This is a genomic window from Trichormus sp. NMC-1 (genome assembly GCF_001858025.1).
In the GTDB taxonomy this organism is placed as follows: Bacteria; Cyanobacteriota; Cyanobacteriia; order Cyanobacteriales; family Nostocaceae; genus Anabaena.
Window position 1 is genome coordinate 1,233,169 of record NZ_LZQD01000001.1, and the last position, 26,136, is coordinate 1,259,304.

Here is a 26,136-nt window from a genome sequence, read left to right on the forward strand (position 1 = left end):
TATTACAGCACTCTTAAGATGCTAGGAATACTATCTATTGCTTCCAGAGCTTGAATTTCAGCTAAAGCTTGCCTAAAGTCTCCTTCTTTGACATCGTGGGTAACAACCACAATCTCTGCGAGTTGTTCCTGAAAACCAGTTTGGACAACTGACTCTAAGCTTACGCCATATTTACCAAAGCAAGTACCTAATTTACCAATCACACTTGGTTGGTCTTTTGTTAAGAATCGAGCATAAAATCGAGTTACAAGTTCAGAAATTGGCGTAATTTGCAGGTAATTTTCATGTCTACAGGCTAACAGGGGATTGGATTTGGGGGTATTAGTTTTCAGCGTGGCGACCAGATTCAAGATATCAGAACAGACAGCACTAGCTGTAGCACCTGCACCTGCACCCGGCCCAAAAAACATCACCTGGCCAATAGGTTCTCCTTCGACGAGAATGGCGTTATAAACACCGTTAATACTAGCTAAAGGATGAGTTTGCGGCACTAGGGTAGGATGAACTCTGACTGATAGCTGAGAGTTATCACTAGTTTGATGTTTGGCAATTGCTAATAATTTAATCACAAATCCCAATTTGGCAGCGTAGCTAATATCTGTCTTGCTGACTTGACGGATTCCTTCACAATAAACATCTTGTAAGTTGATGCGGCCATCAAAGCCTAAAGATGCCAAGATAGCAATTTTATCTGCGGCATCTAAGCCATCAATATCAGCTGTGGGGTCAGCTTCAGCATAACCCAAGCGTTGAGCATCAGCTAAAACATCATTAAAGTCGCTACCCTCTGTTTGCATCCTGGTGAGGATGTAGTTAGTTGTGCCGTTGACAATACCAGTGATACCATGAATGCGGTTGACACTTAAAGATTGCTTGAGCGGTTGAATTACGGGAATACCTCCACCAACGGCGGCTTCTAGCATCACATATACCCCAGCTTTATTGGCTGCGGTAAATATTTCTGCGCCAAAACGGGAGATTGCGGCTTTATTGGCTGTGACTACGTGCTTACCATTTTTAATAGCGGTGAGGATAAGTGTTCTTGCTGGTTCCAATCCCCCCATAACTTCAACAATTATATCTATGTCTGGATCATTGACAATTGCTTCTAAATCAGTTGTTAATACTCCTGTAGACAATTGTACTTGACGGGGTTGATCAAGCGATCGCACTCCCACCCGATATACTTCAATCTCTTTTAATAGTGGGTGACGACCTGCTGTATCTTGCAACAGTTGTACAGTACCCGTTCCCACAGTCCCTAAACCTAATATTCCTAGTTTTACACCCACAGATTTTGCACCCAAACTATATATACAAAACAATTGTAGGCGGGGCATCACCCTACCTACAAACTTAGAGTTTAAAACTCGGAACTAATGACCAATGACCAATGACCAATGACCAAATTAGTATGTTTCTACGTGCCAGCGGTGTGCCTTCTTGAGATCCTTTTGGTAACTACTCCAAGTCACACCTTCCTTAGCAGCAGCAGTAGTCAAAGCTGCATCAATACCATCTTCCATACCGCGTAAACCGCAGATGTAAGTGTGGGTCTTTTCATTTTTAATCAATTGCCACAGTTCATCAGCGTGTTCTGCTACACGGTCTTGGATGTACATTCTGCCACCTTCAGGGTTTTTTTGTTCCCGGCTGATAGCATAGGTGAGGCGGAAGTTTTCTGGATACTTTTGTTGCATTTCTTCCAGTTCTTCCTTGTAAAGAATGTTGGGAGATGTGGGTACTCCAAACAACAACCAAGAGAATCCCTTAAATTGGTATTCTGGGTTAGCTGCTCTTTCATTATCCTTAAACATCCGCCACAGATAAGCCCGCATCGGAGCGATACCTGTTCCTGTTGCTAACATGATGACATTAGCTTCAGGATCTTCAGGTAATAACATTTCTTTGCCTACAGGCCCTGTGATTTTTACATCATCACCTGATTTAAGCTGAGTCAGATAAGTAGAACAAACACCGTAGATTGTTTCGCCACTTTCTGGGTGTTTGTATTCTAATTGACGAACACATAGTGATATTGTCTTATCATCTACATCATCGCCATGACGAGTTGAAGCAATCGAGTAAAGTCTGAGTTTTTCAGGCTTACCGTTTTTGTCAACACCTGGGGGGATAATACCAATACTTTGACCTTCGATATATTTCAAATTGCCAGCAGAAAGGTCAAACTTTAGGTGCTGAACAATACCAATCCCGCCTTCTTTAACTAACGGTTCATTAGAGATACACTTACCAATAAACGGAGCGTTAGGACGGTAAGTATTTACAGGAACATCAGCGTGTTTGGCTTTCCCTTGAGTCATGGTGTTGCCTTTTTTTTCCTTAGCAGGTGATTTAGCGAAGCCTTTGACTTCACCATTACTATTCACAGGTGTGGCTTTACCATTTTCCTCACTGTTAGCATTCACTGGTGTGACTAACTCGCTGACTTCGCTGTTAGCGCTCACTGGTGTAACTAACTCGCTGACTTCGCTGTTAGTAATTTCCACAGCAGCTTTACCATTAACTGGCTCCAGAACTGTTATAGGTTGAATACTAACAATTTTGCCGCCTAGCCGAGTGATCCGTCGCATTTCTTGATTCATGCGGTTGTAAGGCACTCTGATGAACACACTGCCACTTTTACGAATTGGGTAGTCCGTTTGATCAGTTTCTTCGTTCTGACGCAAACCAACCACTTCGTAAACGAAGACGCGGCTACCTGATTCTATACTGGCAGCACCCTCAACAGCACCTTGATTGTACATTCGTTCTACCACTCCGATATTTACTTAACCGTTTATCAAAAAAAAATCATTCCCATCCTATGCCAGCTTTAGTTTACCGGATTTTCGTTGCACAAAACTGGCCGTCTGGGAAAACGGCATCATTAAATGATGCCTTGCTAAGTACACTCGGCCAAGACATATAGGTATGGTAAAGAACACACCTGTTCACCTTCTAAAGTAGAGGATATGTCTGGCACAGAATGTTAATAGTGAATCAATTTAATCTTTTTTTCGTGAACTATATGCTTCTGTGAGGAAGTTAGCTCACTGCAACAACAGATGTTATGACCAACCAATATAACAAGTTTTACGTGATGTGAAAAATATGTCAACCTCTATCCGTAGGTTGATTGGAGCAAGATCGGGGAGCAATCCCATAAGTAGATGCCCACACCTCAACAAGTTAGAAATTCTACTTCTGTCCAAATTCTAAGTATTATTACTTATTGACAACATTAGCATAGCATCTAAATTTAGAGCTATAACCAACTCCAAAAATAAAAAATTTGATTGGTACACTAAAATATTATTCCTGACAGCAAATCTTGTTACAAAATGCATCTTTCTGTTAAAATCTAATATATCACTAGGATTAAATACTTACCAGCCAAGATATCAGGATAGTTTAACAAGTAACAAAGATAACTGTGTTGCTTACTAGTCTGGTATGCTATTTCCGTGCTGGATAGCAAGAACGCAGGATCACACCATTGGGGTAAACTCCTGGATTCAAAAAAATCTGCTGTGTGAAAAAAAAATATTGATTGACACATCTTTTTTAGTATTTAGAGGAGATTTATGACAAGTAAGCCGGAACGCGTGGTACTGATAGGAGTAGCAGGAGACTCCGGGTGCGGTAAATCTACGTTTTTGCGTCGGTTGATCGATTTATTTGGTGAAGATTTCATGACAGTTATCTGTTTGGATGACTATCATTGCCTGGATCGTAAACAACGCAAAGAAACGGGGATAACTGCACTTGACCCCAGGGCGAACAATTTTGACCTCATGTATGAGCAAATAAAAGCGCTCAAAGAAGGTCAAGCGATTGAGAAGCCGATTTACAACCACGAAACCGGCATGATCGATCCTCCAGAATTGATTTCGCCAAACCACATCATAGTAGTTGAGGGGTTACATCCTCTATATGATGAGCGCGTCCGATCGCTGCTCGACTTCAGCGTCTATTTTGACATCAGCGATGAAGTGAAAATTGCCTGGAAGATTCAACGCGATATGGCAGAACGAGGCCATCGCTACGAAGATGTTCTCGCACAAATTAACTCTCGTAAACCGGACTTTGAAAAGTTTATCGAACCACAAAGAGAATTTGCCGATGTGGTTTTGCAAGTACTGCCGACAAACTTGATCAAAAACGACACCGAGCGGAAAGTTTTACGAGTACGGATGCTGCAACGGGAAGGTAAGGAAGGCTTTGAGCCAACCTATCTGTTTGATCAAGGTTCAACAATTCAGTGGACTCCCTGCGGACGAAAACTGACTTGTTCTTACCCTGGAATGCAACTATACTACGGTTCTGATGTTTACTACGGCCGTTATGTATCTGTGTTAGAAGTAGACGGTCAATTTGACAATTTAGAAGAAGTAATTTACATCGAAACTCATTTGAGCAATACATCCACCACATACCAAGGTGAGATGACGCACTTGTTACTCCAACACCGCGAATATCCTGGTTCCAACAACGGTACTGGTTTGTTCCAAGTGCTGACAGGTTTGAAAATGCGTGCTGCTTATGAGCGATTGACAGCTAAACCAGCAAAGTTAGCGGTTCAAGTCTAAAGCAAGCTGTGTTTGTGAATACAAAAGGGGGACATCTATGGGTGTACCCCCTTTTTTTGCGTAACCTCATATCGTGTTGGGTTAAAGACTTATAATTAGGAAATCGCGCGGAAAGTTTTTTTGACAAGTAATTAAGCGAAAACGATAGCATGAGTTTGCAGAGGAACAGCGCAGTTTTATCAGTAAGTGTGTAAATATTGTTATTATTTCATAAATTACTAACTGAACTAAAATACTCTTTCTTTAGTCAGTAAGCAAAATTAGTCAAGGAGGAATTTCCTTTGTCTCGACGCTATCTATTTACCTCCGAGTCAGTCACCGAAGGCCATCCAGATAAAATCTGTGATCAAATTTCGGATACTATTCTTGACTCTTTACTCACACAAGACCCCTGTAGCCGGGTTGCGGCTGAAGTAGTTGTTAATACAGGCTTAGTACTAATTACTGGAGAAATTACTACCAAAGCCAATGTCAATTTTGTGAATTTAGCCCGGAAGAAGATTGCGGAAATTGGCTACACTGATGCAGTCAACGGCTTTTCTGCTAATAGCGCCAGTGTCTTGGTAGCTTTAGATGAACAGTCTCCTGATATTGCTCAAGGTGTAAATACTGCTCAAGAAACCCGCACTGAGGATAGTGAAGAACTATTCGATAAAATCGGCGCTGGTGATCAAGGTATCATGTTTGGTTTTGCTTGCAACGAAACACCAGAATTGATGCCCTTGCCTATTAGTTTAGCTCACCGCATTGCCCGGAGATTGGCAGCAGTGAGAAAAACAGGTGATTTACCATACCTGCGTCCTGACGGAAAAACCCAAGTTACCGTAGTCTATGAAGATGGACGACCTGTAGGTATAGACACAATCTTGATTTCTACCCAGCATACACCTAATATTGGGGATATTACGGATGAGGCAGGGGTACAAGCCAAGATTAAAGAAGACTTGTGGTCAGCAGTTGTGGAACCTGTGTTTGGTGATATTGACGTTAAGCCAGATCAGGATACACGTTTTCTAGTTAACCCTACAGGTAAATTTGTCATAGGTGGACCTCAAGGTGATTCTGGTCTGACTGGACGAAAAATCATTGTCGATACCTATGGTGGTTATTCACGACATGGTGGTGGTGCTTTTTCTGGTAAAGATCCCACAAAGGTAGACCGTTCGGCTGCTTATGCTGCTCGCTATGCGGCGAAAAATATTGTGGCTGCTGGGTTAGCAGAAAAATGTGAAGTCCAGTTAAGTTACGCCATTGGTGTAGCGCGACCGGTCAGCATTTTTGTGGATACCTTTGGTACGGGTAAAGTGGATGATGACATCTTGTTGGAATTAGTCAAAGAGTACTTTGAACTGCGTCCAGCGGGAATTATTCATGCTTTCAATTTACGCAACTTACCAAGTGAAAGAGGCGGACGTTTTTATCAGGACATCGCAGCTTACGGTCACTTGGGACGTAGTGATTTAGATTTACCTTGGGAACGTACTGACAAGGTGGATTTATTGAAGCAAGCCGCTAATAAGTTACTTTCCGAAGTTGTTGCTCAGGCGTTGATTTAAAATGTGGTGGCTTGAGGTGATGGGTAATTTGAATCTCTGACCTCATCTTCATCACCCTTAATATTAGAAAACCTCTGCTTTTGTAACTATCAAGCAGAGGTTTTTTTAGTAGTGATGATTACTGTTTTAGCAGCTAATTACCAAAAAGCAAAACTTTGAAAATATGATTGAGTTTTCAATCTGTGGCAGAATTTAAACCCTGTGATGAAACTGATAACTATTAACTGCTAATCCCAGTCAGGAACTACAGCGTCTTCACCACCAATACCGATGCCAGTGTTATATATTTCAGCATCAGTGATTGTGAGGTTATTCATTGATGCTTGATATACGTTGGAATCGTTAATAGTCGCACTGGTGAGATTTGCACCATTGAGATTAGCTTGCTTCAAATTCACGTTAGTGACAAAAGCTGATGTTAAATTTGCACCGGCTAAATTTGCTCCAGTGAGGTCAGCACCTTCAAGGTTAGCATCTGTCAAATTAGCTCCTTGGAGATTTGCTCCTCGTAAATCTGCACCAATTAAATGAGCGCCGCTGAGGTTTACTCTTGATAAATTGCACTTGGTGCATTCCCCAGTGGACAATAGCTTCTGTAAATCTTGCGTATTCCCAGCTTGAACTGAGTTAGCTAAAAATAGGGGAGCGACTAAGGCTATAACTGCTAATAGCTGGCGTTTCATAATTTTTTCCCCCTTCTGGTATGGAGTAGCATCCGTTCTTTCCCTCACAATTCCATTATCTCACTAAATGCCTGAAGAATGCTGATTTACTTTACAAGCTAGATGTGATGTTTCACAAATTGGCTATTCAGGCTAAAACTATGATTGGGCTTAGGTTTGAGCTATGTTTAATTCCTAATTTTGGGTAAATTGCTTCTATTAAATTTAGTGTTAAATATTTTTAAGTTGATTTACATAGCATAGTTTAGCCTGAGTAGTAAATAAGTATTTTATCCTATGAAAAAACTTTTTTATTTAAGAGTTAGGACTATTTTTTGGCAGCAGAAATTCTTGCATATACTCTGTCACTAATTCTGGCTGTTCTTGCTGCACCCAATGACCAGAATTAGGAATATATTTGATTTGTAAATTCCTAACATATTCTTCTGTTCCATAGGTGAGTTCTTTACCCAGTGCGGTGTCATGTTCTCCCCAAATCATCAAAGTGGGAACTTCGAGAATACTCCAATTTGTATTTGGTTTTAGCTGAGAAAACAGGTTGCGATAATAGTTCAACATAGCTGTGAGTGCGCCACGTTTAGCAGCAGCATCTTTATAAGCTTCAATATCTGCTGTTGTGAAGGCATTTTTATTGAAAGCTGTACCTTGAAGAGCTTTGGCTATGGCTTCGTAGTCTGAGGCTTGGAGGAGTAGTTCGGGAATCAACGGGAATTGAAATAAGAAAATGTAGTAGCTGCGTAATAGTTGCTGGGGAGTACTTAAGCCTTGGGCAAATTTGGCGGGATGGGGGAGGTTGAGTATAATTAATTTTTCTACCATATCTGGGTGAGTGTAGGCAAAATTCCAAGCGATCGCACCACCCCAATCGTGAGCCACTAAAATACAACTTTCGTATCCTAATCCCCGAACTACTCCCTCAATGTCTTTGACAAATTCATCCATGACATAAGCTGATTTTGCTTGGGGTTTATCGCTGTCGTTATAGCCACGTAAATCAACAGCAACAACTTGATAATTTTGAGAAAATTCGGGAATTTGATGTCGCCAAGAATACCAAAATTCAGGAAAACCATGTAGCATTAACATTAAGGGTCCTTCCCCTTGAGTAACGTAGTGCAGTTGGATTTCGTTGGTGGTTATATAGGCGTGTGTCCAAGAATTTTCGATTATAGACATAGAATTTAACTAAATTACTGAAATTGTTAGTCAAAGTGATTATACAGAGTATTTTTTAGAAAAACATCTATTAAAAGTTATGGTGTAAATGAGTAAAGTATAAATCCGTCGTGTTTAGAAAATTCTTAAGGTATAGAATCAGTGGTTAAATTACAAATTGAAAGGATAATTGCAATTCTCAAACAGGATTTACCCACATTGTTTGAGTCAGATATTTCTTATGATATCTATACACAGGATATCTTTTTTCGTGATCCTGTAAATAAATTTAAGGGTAAGTTTAATTATCGGATTATTTTTTGGACTTTGCGGTTTCACGCGCAGTTATTTTTTACGGAAATTGCTTTTGATTTACATGATGTTTCTCAGTCTGCGGAAGATACAATTTTAGCGAAGTGGACTGTACGCGGGGTTTTGCGGGTTCCTTGGAAAGCGCGGTTGTTTTTTAATGGGTATTCGACTTATAAGTTGAACAATGAGGGTTTGATTTATGAGCATATTGATTCTTGGGATAGGGAACCTGGGGAGATTTTAAAGCAGTTTTTTAGGAAGGGAGAGTGATTTCGCGTTGGTGTTGAGGGTGGGTAGTGATTGAACCGCAAAGACGCGTTCGCGGTAGCGTTGCGAAGCAAAGAGCGCGAAGGAAGAGAGAAGAGGCACACCGATCTTAAATAAATTGCAATAAACCGACTTTCAAGAAATACTTGACAAAACCCAAGCTTTTGGGTTTCACTCGTTCCCATGCTCTGCGTGGGAATGCATATCTAGAGGCTCTGCCTCTAAAATACAGGAGGTAGAACCTCTAAGACGGCATTCCCAGTCTGGAGACTGGGAACGAGATCATTTTGTAAATCATTAAATCCTGTAAATCCTGATTCAGACAACTTATTGAATTTAATTCTCTCCTCCCAAAATCATATTCATCGCTTCCCGAATCACTTCATCCTGGTTTACCAAATTCCCCAACTCATCTGCTGCATACCTGCCTTCAAAAGCCTCCAAAGCCGCTTTTCTTAAAGCCGACTCATAAGCATCTTGCAAAGTTTCCAATAACTCATCTTCCGTTAAATAATAACCCTTACCCTTCGGTCGTTGATTAGTGCGTTGAATTTGTTTAACAGAATTAAAAATAGAAGTTTCCCAAGATCTAGTAGAACGTTTTTCAGCCGCTTGTTTAATCAAGTGCAATAAAACAATCATTCCATAACTAAAAATCTTATTTAACTTATCCGACTTACTCATTTCCTCCAACTCTTCCACCAATTCTAAAGCTTCAGGAATTTTACCATCATGTAATAATTCTTTTAAGATTAATAATTCTTCCATAGTCTTGGATGACTCCTGTTTTTACACAACCTCTCATACATCAACATTTACATTATAATCTAACTTTTTTCTTCCTTTGCTCCTCTGCGTCTTTGCGCGAAATCACAATTTAAAGAATAACGAACCACAGAGGCACAGACAACACAGAGGAAGAGTTTTTGAGTAATGTTTATTTACATCCTGTACATCCTTAAATCCTGGACATCCTGATTCAGACAACAGCCGGATATTGCTTCAACACCTGCTGTAAATACTGCCCAGTATAAGATCGCTGATTCTTCGCCACATCTTCCGGCGTTCCTACTGCGATTATTTCTCCTCCTTTATCTCCACCTTCTGGCCCCAAATCTATTACCCAATCAGAACAACGAATCACATCTAAATTATGTTCAATTACTAAAATCGAATTTCCTTTATCCACCAATCTTTGTAAAACATCTAATAATTTGTGGACATCATAAAAAGATAAACCTGTGGTTGGTTCATCTATTAAATACAAAGTCTTTCCTGTGGCACGTCGAGATAATTCTGTTGCTAATTTCACCCGTTGCGCTTCTCCACCAGATAATGTTGTAGCTGGTTGTCCTAACTGTACATAACCTAAACCGACATCAACTAAAGTTTGTAATCTCGTCACTGCTTTGGGAATATTTTGACAAAATTCTAATGCTTCTTCAACCGTCATGTTGAGAACATCAGAAATTGATTTATCCTTATATTTCACTTGTAAGGTTTCCCGGTTATATCTCGCACCTTTACAAATTTCACACTGCACGTAAACGTCAGGGAGAAAGTTCATTTCAATGACATTCACACCTTGTCCGCTACAAGCTTCACAACGTCCACCTTTAACGTTGAAAGAAAATTGTCCAGGTTTATAACCTCTGGTTTTGGCTTCGATAGTTTGGGAAAAGACATCGCGGATAATATCGAAAACCCCTGTATAAGTTGCGGGGTTAGAACGGGGAGTTCTGCCAATGGGTGATTGGTCGATAACGATCGCTTTATCAACGGAGTTTAAACCCTTAATTTCATCGATATCTTTGGGTAAAGGAGCTTTTTTCAGTAAATGATGTTGTAAAGCTGGATAAAGTAATTCGTTAATTAAGGTAGATTTTCCCGAACCAGAAACACCTGTAACAGAGACAAGTTTCCCCAAGGGAATTTCGACATCGATATTTTGTAAGTTGTTGCGACGAGCATTTCTAATAGTTAAAGTGCGTCCGTTTCCTTCCCTTCTTTGGGCTGGGGTATTTATAACTCTTCTTCCTGATAGGTAAGCACCGGTTAAAGACTCTTCGGCATTGAGTAAGTTCTCTAAACTTCCTTGAGAAATAATATTTCCCCCATGAATTCCGGCACCGGGACCGATATCAACTATATAGTTGGCTGCGCGAATAGTTTCTTCGTCATGTTCAACGACTATTAATGTATTTCCTAAATCGCGTAATTTGGTTAAGGTTTTCAGCAATCTGCCGTTATCTCTTTGATGTAAACCTATGCTGGGTTCATCTAAAACGTAAAGAACTCCTGTTAGTCCGGAACCGATTTGTGTAGCTAGACGAATGCGTTGCGCTTCTCCACCTGATAATGTCATGGCGGGACGATCTAAGGTGAGATAATCTAAGCCGACATCTAATAAAAATTGTAATCGAGCTTTAACTTCTCTGAGAACTAAATCAGCAATTTGCGTTTGTCTCGGACTCAATTTTAAATTTTCTACTCTTTCCCGACATTCCCGAATGGAAACGCTAGTAAAATCTAAAATTCCATATTGTCCTAACTTCACCGCTAAGGCTTCCGGTTTTAATCTTTTTCCTCCACATACTTCACAAGGTTGGTCAATTAAATATTCTTCCAACTTCTGTTTAACTAATTCGGTTCCGCCTTCATATTGGCGTTGCAATATGGGAATTACACCTTTAAAAATTTGCTTTTTCCCTTCTGGGGTTTTTTTGTCTTCTTCCCCATACAAGACAATTTTTTGCTGTTCCGGTGTCAACTTACCCCATTGTGTCTGTAACTCAAACCCATAAGTCTGTCCCAAACTATAAAGCAACTCTAAATAATAGGAGTTTTCTTTTTCTGACCAAGGGGCAATTGCCGCATACATCGGCGCATCTGGGTTAGGTACTACCAATTCCTGGGAAAATCTTTTTAAGGTGCCGATACCGTGACAATGGGGACAAGCACCATAAGGTGAATTAAAAGAAAACAAACGTGGTGATAATTCTTCCATTACCGCACCATGTTCTGGACAAGCAAAGTTTTCTGAAAACACCATTTCTACAGATGATTCTTGTTCTGAAATACCTTGATTTTCTCCTGGGGTTGCTATATACTTACTATCAGACCGCTCCAGCGCTGCCCTATCAGATGTGTCATTTAATACCTCAATTACAGCAATACCGTGAGATTGCTTAAGACAGGTAGAAAGAGAATCGACCAAACGCTCTTGAATTCCAGCTTTTTTAACTAAACGGTCAATAACCAGTTCTATAGTATGTGTGATATTTTTATCTAATTCGATAGAATCTGATAGCTCTCGCACCTCTCCATTTACCCTCACGCGCGTAAATCCTTGGGACGATAAACCCGATAAAAGTTTGCGGTGAGTCCCCTTTTTACCCCGGACGACAGGAGCGAGAATTTGAAAACGGGTGCGATCGCTCAATTCCATAATGCGATCGCACATCTGGTCAATGGTTTGGGGAGCAATACAGCGATCGCACAGCGGACAATGAGGTTCACCAGCCCGACCAAACAACAATCGCAGATAATCATAAATTTCCGTCACCGTCCCCACAGTAGAACGAGGATTATGGGAAGTTGATTTTTGGTCAATGGAAATTGCCGGACTTAAACCTTCAATTGCTTCCACGTCCGGTTTATCCAACTGACCCAAAAATTGCCTGGCATAGGCGCTGAGAGATTCCACATAACGCCGCTGCCCTTCCGCGAAAATGGTATCAAAGGCCAAAGAAGATTTACCCGAACCAGAAACGCCAGTAAAGACAATCAAGCGATCGCGTGGCAACTCCAAATCAATATTTTTCAGATTATGCTGCCTAGCACCGCGAATGCGAATAGTATTCTGGCTGGTTTGGGGATATGGAAGACTACCGTTTAAAGATGCTGCTAGGTTTTCTGACATATTGACAGGCTGAAGGAATGTTGCACAGTGAAACAGTTCTTCATAATACTATTTTTATTCAAGATATGCTAGAAAAATCCGTCTCTCATAATTAGTTGGACAAAATTAAATTCATTCGGGGAGACAGAGGACAGGGAACAAGGAACAGAAAGACTATCTGTGTAGTTGATTCTCTCTACTCCCTTCCTACCAGAAGAATATTATATCTTTGATTCTGACAAAATAATTTACAAAGTTGGTTAAGGTGGTGAAGATGGTTTAGATATCTATCATCTCCCCAATGGCAGATTTTCTAAGTCCGCGTTTAAGAGTTTGCTTGATTTTTAGGTGTGGCATCAAGGTTATAAGTTTATCTTTTAAACTACGCGGAAATTGCCCAACAGGCAGAATAAGAAAAACAATCTCCTAAACAAGTTTTTTGATGAGATATAAATCCCTGAGACTAACCTGAGACTAAATTTAATTAATTAGGGTTTGCTTAGTGTATCAGTGGCACTATTACGAATTACCAATTACGAATTACGAATTATATTAATTTTGTCCTGGGTTAATAGTTGCTTCATCGGCATTGAGAAAATTTTGGATTTCAATCGTTGAATTAGCAGCACCATCAACTGGAGAAACTATCAAATTTGTTCCCAGCAAAGCTAATATTGCTAAAATTCCTAAACCCAATATAACTATATTTTTTTTCTGTAGGATTAAGGCAACTAAATCATCTATCTTCGTCCCAGAAGCAATTACCCGAATTGGTATAAGTGCTTGTAAAGCATCCGCAGCATTAGCATAACGACGTTTGCGGTTAGGTTGCACCATTTTCTTTAACCATAACCTAAACTGCGGACTGATCTGGGGAAGTAATTTCTGAAAATTAAAGCGATAGTTATGATCAATTAATTTACCGATATCCACAGAACGAGTATTTGTTAATAAGCAAATGAGAGTTGCACCTAAACTATATAAATCCGAAGCTGCTGTCAACTCATGACCATATTGTTCTTCTGGAGGCATAAAACCAGGAGTACCTGCAACCAAAGTACTAAAATCGGTCTTAGCATCTTGTAACCTTGCTAAACCAAAGTCAACTAAATAAGCATTTAAATGCTCATCTACCAAAATGTTATCAGGTTTTATATCCCGATGAATAATCGGAGGAACTTGCTGTTGTAGATAAACCAAAATTTCTAAAATCGAGAAAGCAATTTGCTTCATTTCTAGCGGATTAAAGCTGCATTTTAAGCCTAAAGATGGAGCATTTTTATATTCTAGTATCAGACAAAAAAAACCGGGTTTTTCAAAACAATCTATATAATGGGGGATGCGGGGATGATTCAGTTGTTGAAGTATTTGAATTTCCCGTTCATAAGCTTTCACTCCCGACCAGTCAGCAGTCGTATTTGCAAAACAGAATTCTTTAATTACTACTTTTTTGTGAGAGTTAATTTTCTTTGCTAAATAAGTAATGCGTCCTCCTTCTAAGTTACGTCCTAATTCTCTAATAACTTGATAGCCTGCTGCGTCAAAATCAGGGTGATAGTTACAGGGAATTTTCCCTTCATATTCATGACTTAAGTCAAACTCCGTCATATAATTCACATCAGGAGAATATTGTCAATACAAAAATTGAAAGAAATATCATCCCCATAGGTAATGGATAATTGTTTCTCTAATTACCAATTACCTATTACCCCTTACCAATTCCAGATAGTTTTTTTGTTTTTTACCCTGTTTACACCAAGACGCAAATAGTTGCTATCGGTCTTGGTGAAGAATTATCACTTTTGCCTTAACCAATCAACAATCTCAGCATTGACAACCGATGGAACTTCATCATGGGGACAATGACCGGCACCGGGAATGGAAACAATTTTGATGTCTTTGCCATTTTCACGCGCCTCTTCGTAAATCTTAGCCCCTGTAATTGGTGTCCAGGGATCATTTGCACCCCAAATTACTAGTAAAGGCCATTCTAACTTAGGCAATAGCTCTTCTGGGGAAGGACCAGGAGGTGCTGTGAGGATAGCTGCAAAAACTTGTTGTGCGCCTGGGTCACAGGATGGAGTATAAAGTAAATCAACAAGTTCATCGGTTACAGCATTGCGATCGCCATAAACTTGATACAATGTGCGGCGAATCTGTGATTTTTGGCGAATGCGGTTAAAGACGAATTTACCAGTTATGGGGTTAGCTACCAACTTGTTAAAAGTCCCCATTACCACTCGTAAGGCTGGGTTCAATTCATGGGGACGGTGACTCAAACCACCCGCAGAGTTAATTAACACACCCCCAGCCGCAATTTCCGGGTATTCTGTGATCACCATCAAACTCAAAAGTGCGCCAATGGAATTTCCTATAAATACCGTTGGTTCTTGAATATGTGCATTCCAGAAATCTTTTAATAGTTCTGCCCAGAGTTCCATGCTATAATTTATAGCTGCTTTATCAGAACCACCAAAACCCAATAAATCCACAGCAAAAACCCGATAACCAGCATCAGCTAAAACCGGGATATTCTTGCGCCAGTGACCAATGGAAGCACCAAAGCCGTGAATTAGCACCAGCGGCTGTCCTACACCCATGACAGTGTACTGAATTTTGTAATCTCGCCAAATCCAAACTTGTTTTGCAAATGTTGGTGACGGCTCGGTTGTTATAGTCATTAGTTAAGATTCCTAAAGTATTGTTTTTTTATAGTAATCTTCTTAGACCTCAGAGGATTATGGACAAAATTTTTGGTTCAATATTATGCAACCTATCACCTGTAAGTTTCACTGGTATGGAAAAGTTAATCATTTTAACAACTTTGTCACCTACTTAACATTCTAGGTCATTCGATACAATGTAATATGGTATACTATGAATATAAGTAGTCTAACTGTTTGGCATCAACTCGTTATTACATCAATACTGTTGTTACCGATATCTTCAGCCTTGGCAGCAGCAGATTTATATACCACTGGCGAACCAAAATTTAGTAATTACACTGATGAGCTTTTTGCACAAAAAACTCTTCCTGAAGAAACAAATAGCACAAGCCGCAGCAAACAAGAAACTGTGACTACGAGTTCTGTAAAAAGAGAAAAATCAGGATTTACTCTGGCTATTTGGCAACCAGGTGCTAATATTTCGGAAGTAATCGCCCGTATTTCTATTAAGGGTAAACATGGCAATAAATATTATCAAGAACGGTTTCTAGGGGATTATAGATACAAAATCAAGCAGAAAGCCAAGTTTGTGAAAGGATTTAAATTAGGCGATCGCATTGTCGTTAGATTGTATGATACCAAAAACCGCTTTATTGGCTACACAGAATTTGCGTGTTTACCCGATCACACAGCAGTCAACTTAATTTTATCAGCCAATCCCACAGAGTATCAAGTAGTTCGCGTCTTTTATGGTGTTGATGACAATGAAGATAGCATTGTTGACAACAACACCACCGCTTACGACTACTTCACCCAAGTTAGTAACCAAAAAGTTACGTTCCTGGAAAGTTCTGAAAATATCAATATTACTCAGTACCAAGCTGCTGGCTTTTCTAAAGTTGCGTCAACTAGTGTATATCCAGCATCATTTAGCGAAGGTGATTTCGCTTTAGTCGGTAAGTCCATTAGCACCTTTAGTTCTAACTTAGCCAAAGCCTTAACAGTTGCACCTGGCAGTTTGGTAAAGTTGAATGAAATTAAGCCCAACTCCAGCTTTGAACTCAGTCAGTTGTTAAGCAAATATCGTCCCGTAGGTGTAGCTAAGGATATCCAAACATCATTTTCTGATATCTCCAAAGACTACTGGGCTAAAGATTATATCGCCGAATTGGCAGCAATGGAGATTATCGGCGGTTTCCCCGATGGTTCTTTTCGTCCTAATGCACCGGTAACACGCGCCGAATTTGCAGCCCTGTTGCAAAAAGTCTTTATCAAAAGTAAAGTCCGGCAAGCGATCGCATTTCGAGATGTTCCTAACCGACATTGGGCTTATGATGCCATCCGCGAAACTTACGAAATGGGCTTTTTCACCATCCTCGGCAGCAGAAACTTTAACCCCACACAAAAGCTTTCTCGTCTAGATGTTTTGATCACATTAGCAAAAGGATTGAATTATAAATCTACCGGTTCCACAGCAAAGATTCTCTCAATTTACAACGATGCTTCTAGCATTAAAAGTGAACATCGTGATTTTATTGCTGCCATTACAGAAAATGGTGTAGTTGTCAACTATCCGAATATAAAATTGCTCAATAGTAAAAAAGTTGCCACCAGAGCAGAAGTTTGTGCTTTACTTTACAGAGCTATGGTTAGTGCTGGTGAGGTAGCAGATTTCGCCTCAAAATACACCATTAAACCCACACTTACAAAAGATAACCAAGAATAATACTTAAACAATTCCCAATTCAACATCAAAAAGTAAAATCTCCCAAAACCTCTTCCCTGTTCCCTGTTCCCTGTTCCCTGTTCCCTGTTCCCTGTTCCCTGTTCCCTGTTCCCTGTTCCCTGTTCCCTGTTCCCTGTTCCCTGTTCCCTGTTCCCTGTTCCCTGTTCCCTGTTCCCTGTTCCCTGTTCCCTGTTCCCTGTTCCCTGTTCCCTGTTCCCTGTTCCCTGTTCCCTGTTCCCTGTTCCCTGTTCCCTGTTCCCTGTTCCCTGTTCCCTGTTCCCTGTTCCCTGTTCCCTGTTCCCTGTTCCCTGTTCCCTGTTCCCTGTTCCCTGTTCCCTGTTCCCTGTTCCCTGTTCCCTGTTATGGGGTTAGCTACCAACTTGTTAAAAGTCCCCATTACCACTCGTAAGGCTGGGTTCAATTCATGGGGACGGTGACTCAAACCACCCGCAGAGTTAATTAACACACCCCCAGCCGCAATTTCCGGGTATTCTGTGATCACCATCAAACTCAAAAGTGCGCCAATGGAATTTCCTATAAATGCCGTTGGTTCTTTCTGACATATTGACAGGCTGAAGGAATGTTGCACAGTGAAAGCATATAAATATCTCTAACAGGAAAAGGAATTTGAATACCTTCTTTTTGATAACGTTTGTGTAATTTTTTGACAAACAGATGTTTCCCAATTCGTTGGTCAAAGAATTCACTAACACGCATATAAAGAGTAAAATCAATACTAAAATCATTAAAAGTATGAAATCTCAGATATGGTTCATTTTCAATTAACTTTGGGGCAATTTCTTGCATTACTTCTTTAGCAACTTCAACAGTCACTCTTTCCACCAGTTCCAAATCGCTATCATAGCTAACACCCACATTCATTGTTAAAGTGATTTCTTTCGCTGGTAAATGATAATTAGTAAAAATTGCCGAAGCTAGTTTAGAATTAGGAACAATGATCACATTATTAGAAATTTCTTTGATCGTCGTATTCCGCCATGTAATATCTGTGACATACCCTTGATTTCCATCATCCAATTTCACATAATCTCCAGTTCTTACCTGCTTAGAAATAAGTAGATAAAAACCAGAAAATAAATTAGTCAGAGTATCTTGTAGTGCTAAACCAACCGCTAAACCACCAATTCCTAAAGTTGTAATGATGGGTGTAATTTCAATTCCCACAGTTTGCAATAGAATTAATGTTCCCAAAATTAAAACGCCAACTTTAGCCAAGTTAGAAATTAGTGATGTAGAAACTCCTTCCGTGCGACGAATAAATAAATTGACAAAACCAGCAGTCAATCTAGCCAAAACTAAAGTGACTGAATACAAAACAATAATGGTCAGAATTTTTTGCAGAACATTAATAATATCTGGCTTGAGAGGAGAACTAATAATTGCCCAAAAAAAGCCTGCAACGACAAACCAAATAAAGGTCATTCTATGCAGGGATTGAAATATAATCTGATTTCCAGGAACTTGTTTATTAGCGACAAATATTTTCAGTTTTTGGAAAACATATTTTTCACCAATTAGACCACCTAGTAAACCAGTCAAAATAAATACAATTGGTACAATCCATTGTGTCATAATTATTCGAGAATTAAAAACTTTAAATGTGCCTATTTAGAATTAGTGAATGATGCTGGCTAAATTTTACCGTGTTATTAGGCGTAGAATTTGATGGAGACAATTTTTTAGACATTGTATCAAATCATCTGGAGAAAATTAAACTTTGCAACTTGAATATATATATAGCATTTCCTAGCCGGCTGAGGTACAAATTTATCTGCGTACCCTGCGGGAAGCAAGCTATATCTGCTTCCATTCTCTTCTATCTGCGGTTAAATCTTTTTTCGGTGTATCTTATTTGGATGAAAATCGCTATATACTAGTAATTTATGAAAGTTTTCGACGCATTTGCGATAGTAGAATTACATATCACATTAGGTCGTGTTCCTGACTAAAAAAATCTAAAAAGTCATTTCCACCTGATATACATCTAGCGTAAGACAGATTTTTCTCACTGAATCTTGAGTAACGGTTAACTTGAAAATTTGCCTATAAACAATGGATTTGCCAATTATTTATCATAAAGATTATATTGCTCCTTTACCCCCAGGGCATCGCTTCCCGATGTCCAAATTTCGACAATTGTATGAATTGCTGTTAGCAGACGAGGTAACACACCCAGAACAGATTCACATTCCTGAACGTCCACCGCAAGAATTAATTGAATTAATTCATACCCCCAAATATGTCCAAGCTTACTGTGACGGAACTTTAGAAGCCAACGCACAGCGACGCATTGGTTTACCTTGGAGTCCAGCTTTAGCAAATCGTACTTGTGTTGCAGTAGGTGGAACCATCCTCACAGCCAAATTAGCAATAAGTCATGGTTTAGCTTGCAATACTGCCGGTGGAACTCATCATGCTTTTCCGAGTTATGGATCTGGTTTTTGTATTTTCAATGATTTAGCAGTTGCATCTCGCGTTGTGCAGAAATTAGGACTTGCTCAAAAAATCTTGATTGTAGATTTAGACGTACATCAAGGAGATGGAACAGCATTTATTTTTCAAAATGACGATAGCGTTTTCACATTTTCCATGCACTGCGAAGTCAACTTTCCGAATACAAAACAAAAAAGTGATTTAGATATTCCTTTACCAGTAGGAATAGAAGATGATATTTATTTGCAAGTATTAGCTCACTACTTACCAGATGTATTATCACAAGTCAAGCCAGATTTAGTCTTTTATGATGCAGGAGTGGACACCCATATAGCTGATAAACTTGGTAAATTAGCATTAACTGACACAGGTCTTTTCCGCAGAGAAATGCAGGTTTTAACTACCTGTGTAAATGCAGGATATCCAGTTGCTTGCGTCATTGGTGGAGGTTATGCAGATGATATGAAATCCCTCGTTTGGAGACATTCTCTATTGCATCGAGCCGCAAGTCAAGTTTATCAACAATTTCGACTTTAACTCAAGAATAATTTCATATGTTGCTCTTCGCATATTTCCGATCAAAGTTTCAGGAGTATCTATGCCCAATTTACCAAATAAAAACAAATCAGAAACTTGGGGTTATACCTTCATCAATTCGACAATTGATAGTTTAATCAAAAATTTTGAAGGTCAATCAGCCATTGAATTATATCCAGAATTTCGAGAAAGAAGAGAACGCGCACATGAGTTAATCTTTGAATGTTTTGGTCAAAAACCTTGCTGGTTTTATATTCGTCGTCATGGTAATGGAAAAGAAGCAGGAGAAGAAATTTGGGATTTGACAATAGCTACAGATAAAAATGATTTTCTATTACCTAAAAGACTTAAAGAACTGAAAAAAACTTTAGGATTTAGAGCAGCAGTACAAAAAAATAGCTCTAGCGGTTTAAAGCTTCTCTCAGTTTATTTACTACAACCTTCACGGGGACAATCTGATGCTTATGCTGCACCTTATTGTTTATGTTTACTGCCTAATCATGAACACCGTATTGGTATTCCAGCAAAGGCATTAGCACAGATAGCAACCATGCCAGTTTGTGGCAATCATGTACCTACAGAAGATCAACTGCAAGCATGGAAAGCCTTTTTGAAAGTTGAGGAACGTATAGCTAAAGCACGTCAGTTTTGTGTGCTTTTTATCAATTATCAATATAGCCATAATCATAAACAAATTATTTTTGAAGTTAATATTAATTCAGCTACACTTGATGGTTCTGATGAAAATCACTTAAATGTAGAAAACTTTTGGGAACGGGTAAAACAGGCAAAAAACCAAGATATTAAGTTGTCTGATACTGTGCCTACAGATAAAAATCGACGTAGCAGTCGTCAATTAGGAAGTATTGATAAAATCGATCCAAAATCTCATATTATTCAAATTAGATTAGAGCGCGACTTAGTTGAATATATAGCAGCAGGAAATTATCAACTTCCCGCAACTGGATATTTGTTTTTTGACGCTGCTGGGGATATTAAACAAATTGAACGCAAAGAAAAAGCTTTAGAACAATTAAAACAAGGACGCACTCAAAATCCCTATTTAGGTAACTTTTTATTTGATGCTTCCCAAGCAAGACCGATTAAAAAAACCATCAAACTGCAAGCCAAAGATTTATTATTATCTTCTGCAAATGCAGGTCAAAAAGCATCCGTGGAAATGGTACTTGCAGCAGAAGATTTAGTTTTAATTCAAGGACCACCAGGAACTGGTAAAACTACCGTAATTGCGGAAATTTGCTATCAAGTGGCTTTGCGAGGTGGACGCACATTAATTACCTCTCAAGCCAATTTAGCAGTTGATAACGCTCTCAGTCGATTAGTTCATAACCCAGTAATTCGGGCTGTGCGAAAGGGAAGAGCCGAAAAAGTTGGAGAAGAGGGACAGCCATTCTTAGAAGATCAAGTAATTGGTACATGGTTAGAAAATACCGCAAATGACTGCGAAAATAATCTGGCTCAACGTCAGGGAAATATCACGATTATTAATCAATTATTAGCATTATTACCACAGTTTATCGCTTATTTAAAATCTGAGGAACAATTTCATCAAAAACAAAATCAATTAAACGCAAAAATAGAAGAATTAAAGGAAATATGTAAAAATCAAGAAATATATTATCATGAAACTTTAGCTAACATAAATAAAATTGAACCGCTAACTCTTGGATTGAATAATCTCCTGAAAAACCTACCCATAAACTGGGATTTAGCAGAAGTTAAAGATTTTTTACCCTGTCTTCAACCATATACAAAAGATAATCATCAAGTAGAAAATTTTCGTGAAAATGTTCGTCAAGCTATCGCTTATACAGATGAACTCGGCTTTGTTCGTCCTGTGCGTGGTGCATTTGGTTTAGCGGTTTGGTTACGTGAAACCGTAGCAACTGAAATTTCTGAATTTAGAACAGGATTAAATTATGCTAATGATGTGAATATAGCTATGTCAGAATTATCTACATTAGTACGGGTTTTTAAACAAAATTCTACATATTTACATCAGTTACAAACAGAGTATGAACAATTCATAAATAAAGATCAAAGTCTACAACCAACAATTCAAATATGGGAAAACCGTAAACGCGAAATAGATTATATTATCGAAGCAGTTATAGAATGGAAATCTACAGCTTATAACAATTTATATCAAGTATTAAAAAATTGTCAGCAATCAGATTTACCATTAACAGATAATATGGTAGATTTACCACTAGGTTTGTTGATGTTTGCCAAAAATTTAAAATTACCACTTGTCCCCAAAAATTATAAAATTAGCTTACCAGATTGGAAGTTATTGACCAAAGCAATATCTTATGAAATCCAAGGCAAATTTACTGACAGACGGGGTAAAGAGCATAATTTTAGTTATTTTTTGCAGGAAAATTTTAGTCAAATTCCCATGGTACTATCAAAAAGCGATCGCACTCAATGGCAAGTAACTTATCAAGAATTAAATGATTATCAACTCCTGAACCCTAAACAACGTAAATCACTGGTTGAAAATACCCAATCTTTTTTAATTAGACTCCAAAAAACTTATAGTGCATCTTATGACTTAGATAATATCAACTCTACTCTTACCCGCATTACCCAAGAATTACTAGATATGATTCTGGCAAATGCCCGTCAATGTGTTGTGAAAATTAAAACTGAAGCCGAACAACAACTTAATATTTTACAAAAACAACAAAAGCAATTAAATGAACTGCCAAATCATGGTATTACCCAAAAACAAATATCGGAAGTTCAATTTCAGGTAGAAAAATCTAGCCAAGATGCTAATGTGAAACTTTTAGAAGTTGTAAATAGTCTGGAAGAAATTAGCAAAAAAATAAATATACCTAATTCATTACGGATATTAGCAGAAAAATATTTAGCTAAACAATCAAATATTTGGGAACAAACTCAAGAATTCATAACCCAAGTCAGTTTTTGTGAAAGTCGCATAATTCAACTTGAGACTTTAATTCCATCATTAGAACCTCTGGTGATACTAGAAATAATTAAAAATTCTTTAGATGAAAAATTTTCAACATTACAAGCGGAAACTGCAAGTTCTCTGCAAAAACTGGAAACCTTCCAAGCAAATCTACGCGAATTAGAACAAAAACAAGAATTAAAAATATCAGAAGAGTTAATCAAATATCGCCATTGGTGGACACAAGAATGGCAAAATATACCTGATAAATTTAAACTAGACATTAAACTAGAAATTCCTGAAAATGAATTATTTAATTTAGACTTTTTACGCAACATCAGAAAAAAGTTTAAAAATTGGACAAAACAACGGCAATATGAAGAAAATTATCTCCATAGATATCAAAACTTTGTTCAAGATTGGATTACAAAATTACGTCAACCTTCAGAACGAGATAGTAATGATTTAAGAAGAATTTATTTAGATAATGCTAACGTTGTCGGTATCACCTGTGTGCAAGCAGCAAATTACAATTTTTCTGAAGAATTTCAATCTTTTGATGTTGTGATTATTGATGAAGTTAGTAAATGTACTCCACCAGAATTACTAATCCCCGCATTAAAAGGTAAAAAATTAGTCATGGTAGGAGATCATCGACAATTACCACCAATGCTTGATACTAGCACTGTTGAAGAAGTTGCTAAAAAAATTGGCAATACCAGAGAAGAATTACAATTTTTAGAAGAATCATTATTTAAAATTCAGTTTGAAACTGCAGATAACAGCATTAAAGAAATGCTCAATACCCAATATCGAATGCACCCAAACATTATGGGAGCAATTAATCAATTTTATGATGGTAAATTAGAATGTGGTATTTTAGAACCTGATACAAAACGCGCTCATAATTTAGCAGGAGAAATCATTCAAGAAAATCAGCATTTAATTTGGGTGAAAATGCCCAGAGAACAGGAGTTTCAAGAAGAACGTCAGGGAACTTCATTTTTGAATATTCCTGAAATTGATGTCATAGAAAATATATGTCAGCAATTTGAGAACGCTTGGGTTGGGAAAGTTGCTAATGGTGAACCCAAAAAAGAAATAGCTGTAATTACATTTTATGGCGCTCAGTTAAAAAAAATTGATGAACGTTTACAATCTGAGCTTTTCCCTTCTTTGCAAATTAGAACAGGTACAGTTGATAGATTTCAAGGCATGGAACGAGCCGTTGTTATTGTGAGTATGGTTCGTAATAATAGTCAAGGAGATGTGGGATTTGCAAAAAAACCAGAACGGGTGAACGTCGCTTTTTCTCGCGCTCAAGAATTACTAGTAATTGTTGGTTGTCACGATTTATTCACCAGTAAAGCAGGTACAGTTGGCGGTATGTATTCGGAAGTAGCAAATATTGTCAGTCGTTATGGAGGTTTAATTGATGTTTCCAGCTTCTACGGCTAAACCTATTGATGAAGTTCTCAAAAATGCAGTAGAAAAAATTGAATCTCAAAATTCTAATTTATCAGTTTTAGCAGCACGTCAATTTCGCTATAGCTTACGTCAAAGTACTGTGGAATTGACTATCAAAGAACCACGACAATTTAATATCCTGGAAGAGTTTATTATTCGTGCTGGTATTGAATTTGAACCACCACCTACAGCCGATGAATTAGCCTCAGTACTTGGGCTTGATGCTGTTTTTGTAAAAAGTACAATTTCCACTCTTCAGACATTACAAACCTTAGCGATAACCACACCAATTACAGTTACTACAGAAGGGCGTTTATTCTATGAAAAAGGAACCGTACCAAAACCACCTTATATCGTCCAAATTTATGCTATTAGCGACTCTTTATCTGGAAATATGACATTTAACTCTGAATCTTTAGAGGATGTCACCGTTAATTTACCAGATTTAGGTAAATTTGTCAAAATTGATCATAATATTCACAATATTTCTGCCTTATCACTTGAAGAAATACAGCAAAGAGTTCAGGATTCAGGTTTAGCCATTCATGTACCAGAAGGGGGAAAAATGATTACTGATTTCCGGGTACTAGCTGCAAGTAAAATAATTTGGAAGCCAATCTCACTATTTGTTATATTCAATGCATTAGAAGATAAATTCAATCTTCAAATTAGTAGTGGTAAGCAAATTTTAGAAGCAGCTACCAACAGAATAGAATCACTGATAAAAGAAAGTAAATTATCCTTAGAAACCTTATGTGGATTATCAGATGAAGCCATCAAAATAAAACGTGAAGAAATTCTCAAAAAATCCCCAAATAGAGATTTATCAGAAACAGCTATATTGCCACAAATAACACCTCAAAATCCAGAAAAGAAACAACCCAAAACCAAAAAAATAGACCCCAATTAATCTCTGGGTTTATCTGCGTTTATCTGCGGTTAATAAATCTCATCCTCAACTTCACCAGTTACAGTGATGCACAAAAACGTCAAATTTGATACAATTTATGCAAAGTTAGGAGAGCCGAGGAAAAAAAATGGTCTTAACAAAAGGCTTTGAGATTGAGATATACACTGGCACACCTCAAGGTAAGATCGTCGGACTCTCCGACCAAATTATCAGAGACTTAGATGGATTTATGCGGGAGCCAGATAGCCGCAACGTAGAATACATAACCCAACCATCCAGCAATTACGAAAATCAATTGTGTGGGTTGCTGCGTCCCCGACGAGATTTGCGTAACTATCTACAACGTTTGGGCGACTATACCTTAATTCCCGGAAGCACCCTATCTTTGAGTGGGAGCGATCGCTTTTACCGTTCCGACCCCACCAACCCCTATCATGACTACATTGAGCAAAACTACGGTACAAAAGTAGTCACCGCCAGCGTACACATCAATATTGGCATCAGTGACCCAGAAATATTAATTCGTGCCTGTCGAGTCATCCGCCTTGAAGCACCCCTCTTCCTTGCCCTCAGCGCCTCCTCTCCTTTCCTAAACAGTCAAGCCACAGGCTATCATTCCACGCGTTGGGGACTCTTCCCCCAAACCCCCGCTCAAGTACCTTTATTTTCCAGCCACGCCCATCATATTCAGTGGGTGGGTGAACAACTAGCAGCTGGAACAATGCAAAACGTGCGGCATTTATGGACATCAGTGCGGCCAAATGGCGATCGCCGTCCCTATGATTTAAATCGTCTAGAACTGCGAATTTGCGATTTAGTCACAGATCCCATTTCCTTGTTAGCAATTACCGCTTTACTCGAAGCCCGATTGCTACAAATCATCGACAACCCCAACATCGATCCTTTAACCCAAAGCAGCTTATCACCTGAAGAATTGATCGCCCTAACTGCCAAAAATGAAATGGCAGCCGC

17 protein-coding genes and 1 pseudogene are annotated in these 26,136 nt (G+C 38.6%); 8 read left to right on the forward strand and 10 right to left on the reverse strand.

Going from position 1 to position 26,136, the window contains the following annotated elements; translation table 11 throughout:
• Positions 1-2 precede the first annotated feature (2 nt).
• Complete coding sequence (locus tag A9Y75_RS05575) at positions 3-1,292, reverse strand: homoserine dehydrogenase (protein WP_071188837.1); 1,290 nt, start codon at positions 1,290-1,292, stop codon at positions 3-5.
• A gap of 117 nt (positions 1,293-1,409) precedes the next feature.
• Complete coding sequence (locus tag A9Y75_RS05580) at positions 1,410-2,768, reverse strand: ferredoxin-NADP reductase (RefSeq protein ID WP_071188530.1); 1,359 nt, start codon at positions 2,766-2,768, stop codon at positions 1,410-1,412.
• 819 nt (positions 2,769-3,587) lie between these two features.
• On the opposite strand from A9Y75_RS05580, the gene A9Y75_RS05585 reads away from it, so the two are divergent.
• Positions 3,588-4,592, forward strand: coding sequence for a phosphoribulokinase (locus tag A9Y75_RS05585; RefSeq protein ID WP_071188531.1), 1,005 nt, complete (start codon positions 3,588-3,590; stop codon positions 4,590-4,592).
• A gap of 281 nt (positions 4,593-4,873) precedes the next feature.
• Positions 4,874-6,148, forward strand: a complete 1,275-nt coding sequence (gene metK / locus A9Y75_RS05590) for a methionine adenosyltransferase (RefSeq protein WP_071188532.1) — start codon at positions 4,874-4,876, stop codon at positions 6,146-6,148.
• A 227-nt stretch (positions 6,149-6,375) separates the two neighbouring features.
• On the opposite strand, the gene A9Y75_RS05595 is transcribed toward metK, so the two are convergent.
• Both A9Y75_RS05595 and A9Y75_RS05600 read right to left on the reverse strand, forming a co-directional pair.
• Complete coding sequence (locus A9Y75_RS05595; protein WP_071188533.1) at positions 6,376-6,831, reverse strand: pentapeptide repeat-containing protein; 456 nt, start codon at positions 6,829-6,831, stop codon at positions 6,376-6,378.
• A 294-nt stretch (positions 6,832-7,125) separates the two neighbouring features.
• Entirely contained in the window at positions 7,126-8,007 is an 882-nt protein-coding gene (locus A9Y75_RS05600; RefSeq protein ID WP_071188534.1) for an alpha/beta hydrolase, read from the reverse strand.
• A gap of 132 nt (positions 8,008-8,139) precedes the next feature.
• On the opposite strand from A9Y75_RS05600, the gene A9Y75_RS05605 reads away from it, so the two are divergent.
• Positions 8,140-8,568 carry a DUF2358 domain-containing protein gene (locus A9Y75_RS05605; protein ID WP_201788395.1) on the forward strand — a complete coding sequence of 143 codons (429 nt, stop codon included), beginning with the start codon at positions 8,140-8,142 and terminating at the stop codon, positions 8,566-8,568.
• A gap of 333 nt (positions 8,569-8,901) precedes the next feature.
• Here A9Y75_RS05605 and A9Y75_RS05610 read toward each other — a convergent pair whose 3' ends face one another.
• From A9Y75_RS05610 to A9Y75_RS05625, 4 genes are all read right to left on the reverse strand, one after another.
• The gene (locus A9Y75_RS05610) at positions 8,902-9,333 is read right to left on the reverse strand and encodes a DUF29 family protein (protein ID WP_071188536.1); all 432 of its coding nucleotides are present in this window, start codon (positions 9,331-9,333) and stop codon (positions 8,902-8,904) included.
• Between the two features lie 211 nt (positions 9,334-9,544).
• The gene (uvrA, locus tag A9Y75_RS05615; RefSeq protein ID WP_071188537.1) at positions 9,545-12,487 is read right to left on the reverse strand and encodes an excinuclease ABC subunit UvrA; all 2,943 of its coding nucleotides are present in this window, start codon (positions 12,485-12,487) and stop codon (positions 9,545-9,547) included.
• A gap of 531 nt (positions 12,488-13,018) precedes the next feature.
• On the reverse strand, positions 13,019-14,074 hold the full coding sequence (locus A9Y75_RS05620) for a serine/threonine-protein kinase (protein WP_071188538.1): 1,056 nt from the start codon (positions 14,072-14,074) through the stop codon (positions 13,019-13,021).
• 188 nt (positions 14,075-14,262) lie between these two features.
• Positions 14,263-15,147 (reverse strand): alpha/beta fold hydrolase, encoded by an 885-nt coding sequence (locus A9Y75_RS05625; RefSeq protein WP_071188539.1) that lies wholly within the window; start codon positions 15,145-15,147, stop codon positions 14,263-14,265.
• A gap of 196 nt (positions 15,148-15,343) precedes the next feature.
• On the opposite strand from A9Y75_RS05625, the gene A9Y75_RS05630 reads away from it, so the two are divergent.
• The gene (locus A9Y75_RS05630; RefSeq protein ID WP_071188540.1) at positions 15,344-16,858 is read left to right on the forward strand and encodes an S-layer homology domain-containing protein; all 1,515 of its coding nucleotides are present in this window, start codon (positions 15,344-15,346) and stop codon (positions 16,856-16,858) included.
• Positions 16,859-16,883: 25 nt separating this feature from the next.
• On the opposite strand, the pseudogene A9Y75_RS29370 reads toward A9Y75_RS05630, so the two are convergent.
• A pseudogene (locus A9Y75_RS29370) lies at positions 16,884-17,399 on the reverse strand (hypothetical protein); the annotation flags it as partial.
• The gene (locus tag A9Y75_RS05640; RefSeq protein ID WP_143046365.1) at positions 17,393-18,451 is read right to left on the reverse strand and encodes a mechanosensitive ion channel family protein; all 1,059 of its coding nucleotides are present in this window, start codon (positions 18,449-18,451) and stop codon (positions 17,393-17,395) included. The pseudogene A9Y75_RS29370 and the gene A9Y75_RS05640, both read right to left, overlap by 7 nt.
• A 480-nt stretch (positions 18,452-18,931) precedes the next feature.
• Between A9Y75_RS05640 and A9Y75_RS05645 the strand changes: the two genes are divergently transcribed.
• The 4 genes from A9Y75_RS05645 to gshA all read left to right on the forward strand — a co-directional run.
• The gene (locus A9Y75_RS05645; protein ID WP_071188542.1) at positions 18,932-19,849 is read left to right on the forward strand and encodes a histone deacetylase; all 918 of its coding nucleotides are present in this window, start codon (positions 18,932-18,934) and stop codon (positions 19,847-19,849) included.
• Positions 19,850-19,910: 61 nt separating this feature from the next.
• Positions 19,911-24,245: an AAA domain-containing protein gene (locus A9Y75_RS05650; protein ID WP_071188543.1), complete on the forward strand. Its 4,335-nt coding sequence runs from the start codon at positions 19,911-19,913 to the stop codon at positions 24,243-24,245.
• Positions 24,223-25,164 carry a hypothetical protein gene (locus tag A9Y75_RS05655; RefSeq protein ID WP_177176113.1) on the forward strand — a complete coding sequence of 314 codons (942 nt, stop codon included), beginning with the start codon at positions 24,223-24,225 and terminating at the stop codon, positions 25,162-25,164. Before A9Y75_RS05650 ends, A9Y75_RS05655 begins: the two co-directional genes overlap by 23 nt.
• A 127-nt stretch (positions 25,165-25,291) precedes the next feature.
• Positions 25,292-26,136: glutamate--cysteine ligase (gene gshA / locus A9Y75_RS05660; protein WP_071188838.1), on the forward strand; the 845-nt coding region annotated here is incomplete at its 3' end.

Excerpts from the sequence above, each read along its gene's own strand:
- A9Y75_RS05625 (WP_071188539.1), bottom strand. The coding sequence starts at position 15,147 with ATGACTATAACAACCGAGCCGTCACCAACATTTGCAAAACAAGTTTGG.
- A9Y75_RS05620 (WP_071188538.1), bottom strand. The coding sequence starts at position 14,074 with ATGACGGAGTTTGACTTAAGTCATGAATATGAAGGGAAAATTCCCTGT.
- uvrA (WP_071188537.1), bottom strand. The coding sequence starts at position 12,487 with ATGTCAGAAAACCTAGCAGCATCTTTAAACGGTAGTCTTCCATATCCC.
- A9Y75_RS05640 (WP_143046365.1), bottom strand. The coding sequence starts at position 18,451 with ATGACACAATGGATTGTACCAATTGTATTTATTTTGACTGGTTTACTA.
- A9Y75_RS05645 (WP_071188542.1), top strand. The coding sequence starts at position 18,932 with ATGGATTTGCCAATTATTTATCATAAAGATTATATTGCTCCTTTACCC.
- A9Y75_RS05585 (WP_071188531.1), top strand. The coding sequence starts at position 3,588 with ATGACAAGTAAGCCGGAACGCGTGGTACTGATAGGAGTAGCAGGAGAC.
- A9Y75_RS05595 (WP_071188533.1), bottom strand. The coding sequence starts at position 6,831 with ATGAAACGCCAGCTATTAGCAGTTATAGCCTTAGTCGCTCCCCTATTT.
- A9Y75_RS05655 (WP_177176113.1), top strand. The coding sequence starts at position 24,223 with ATGTTTCCAGCTTCTACGGCTAAACCTATTGATGAAGTTCTCAAAAAT.
- A9Y75_RS05650 (WP_071188543.1), top strand. The coding sequence starts at position 19,911 with ATGCCCAATTTACCAAATAAAAACAAATCAGAAACTTGGGGTTATACC.
- A9Y75_RS05600 (WP_071188534.1), bottom strand. The coding sequence starts at position 8,007 with ATGTCTATAATCGAAAATTCTTGGACACACGCCTATATAACCACCAAC.
- A9Y75_RS05580 (WP_071188530.1), bottom strand. The coding sequence starts at position 2,768 with ATGTACAATCAAGGTGCTGTTGAGGGTGCTGCCAGTATAGAATCAGGT.
- A9Y75_RS05630 (WP_071188540.1), top strand. The coding sequence starts at position 15,344 with ATGAATATAAGTAGTCTAACTGTTTGGCATCAACTCGTTATTACATCA.
- A9Y75_RS05610 (WP_071188536.1), bottom strand. The coding sequence starts at position 9,333 with ATGGAAGAATTATTAATCTTAAAAGAATTATTACATGATGGTAAAATT.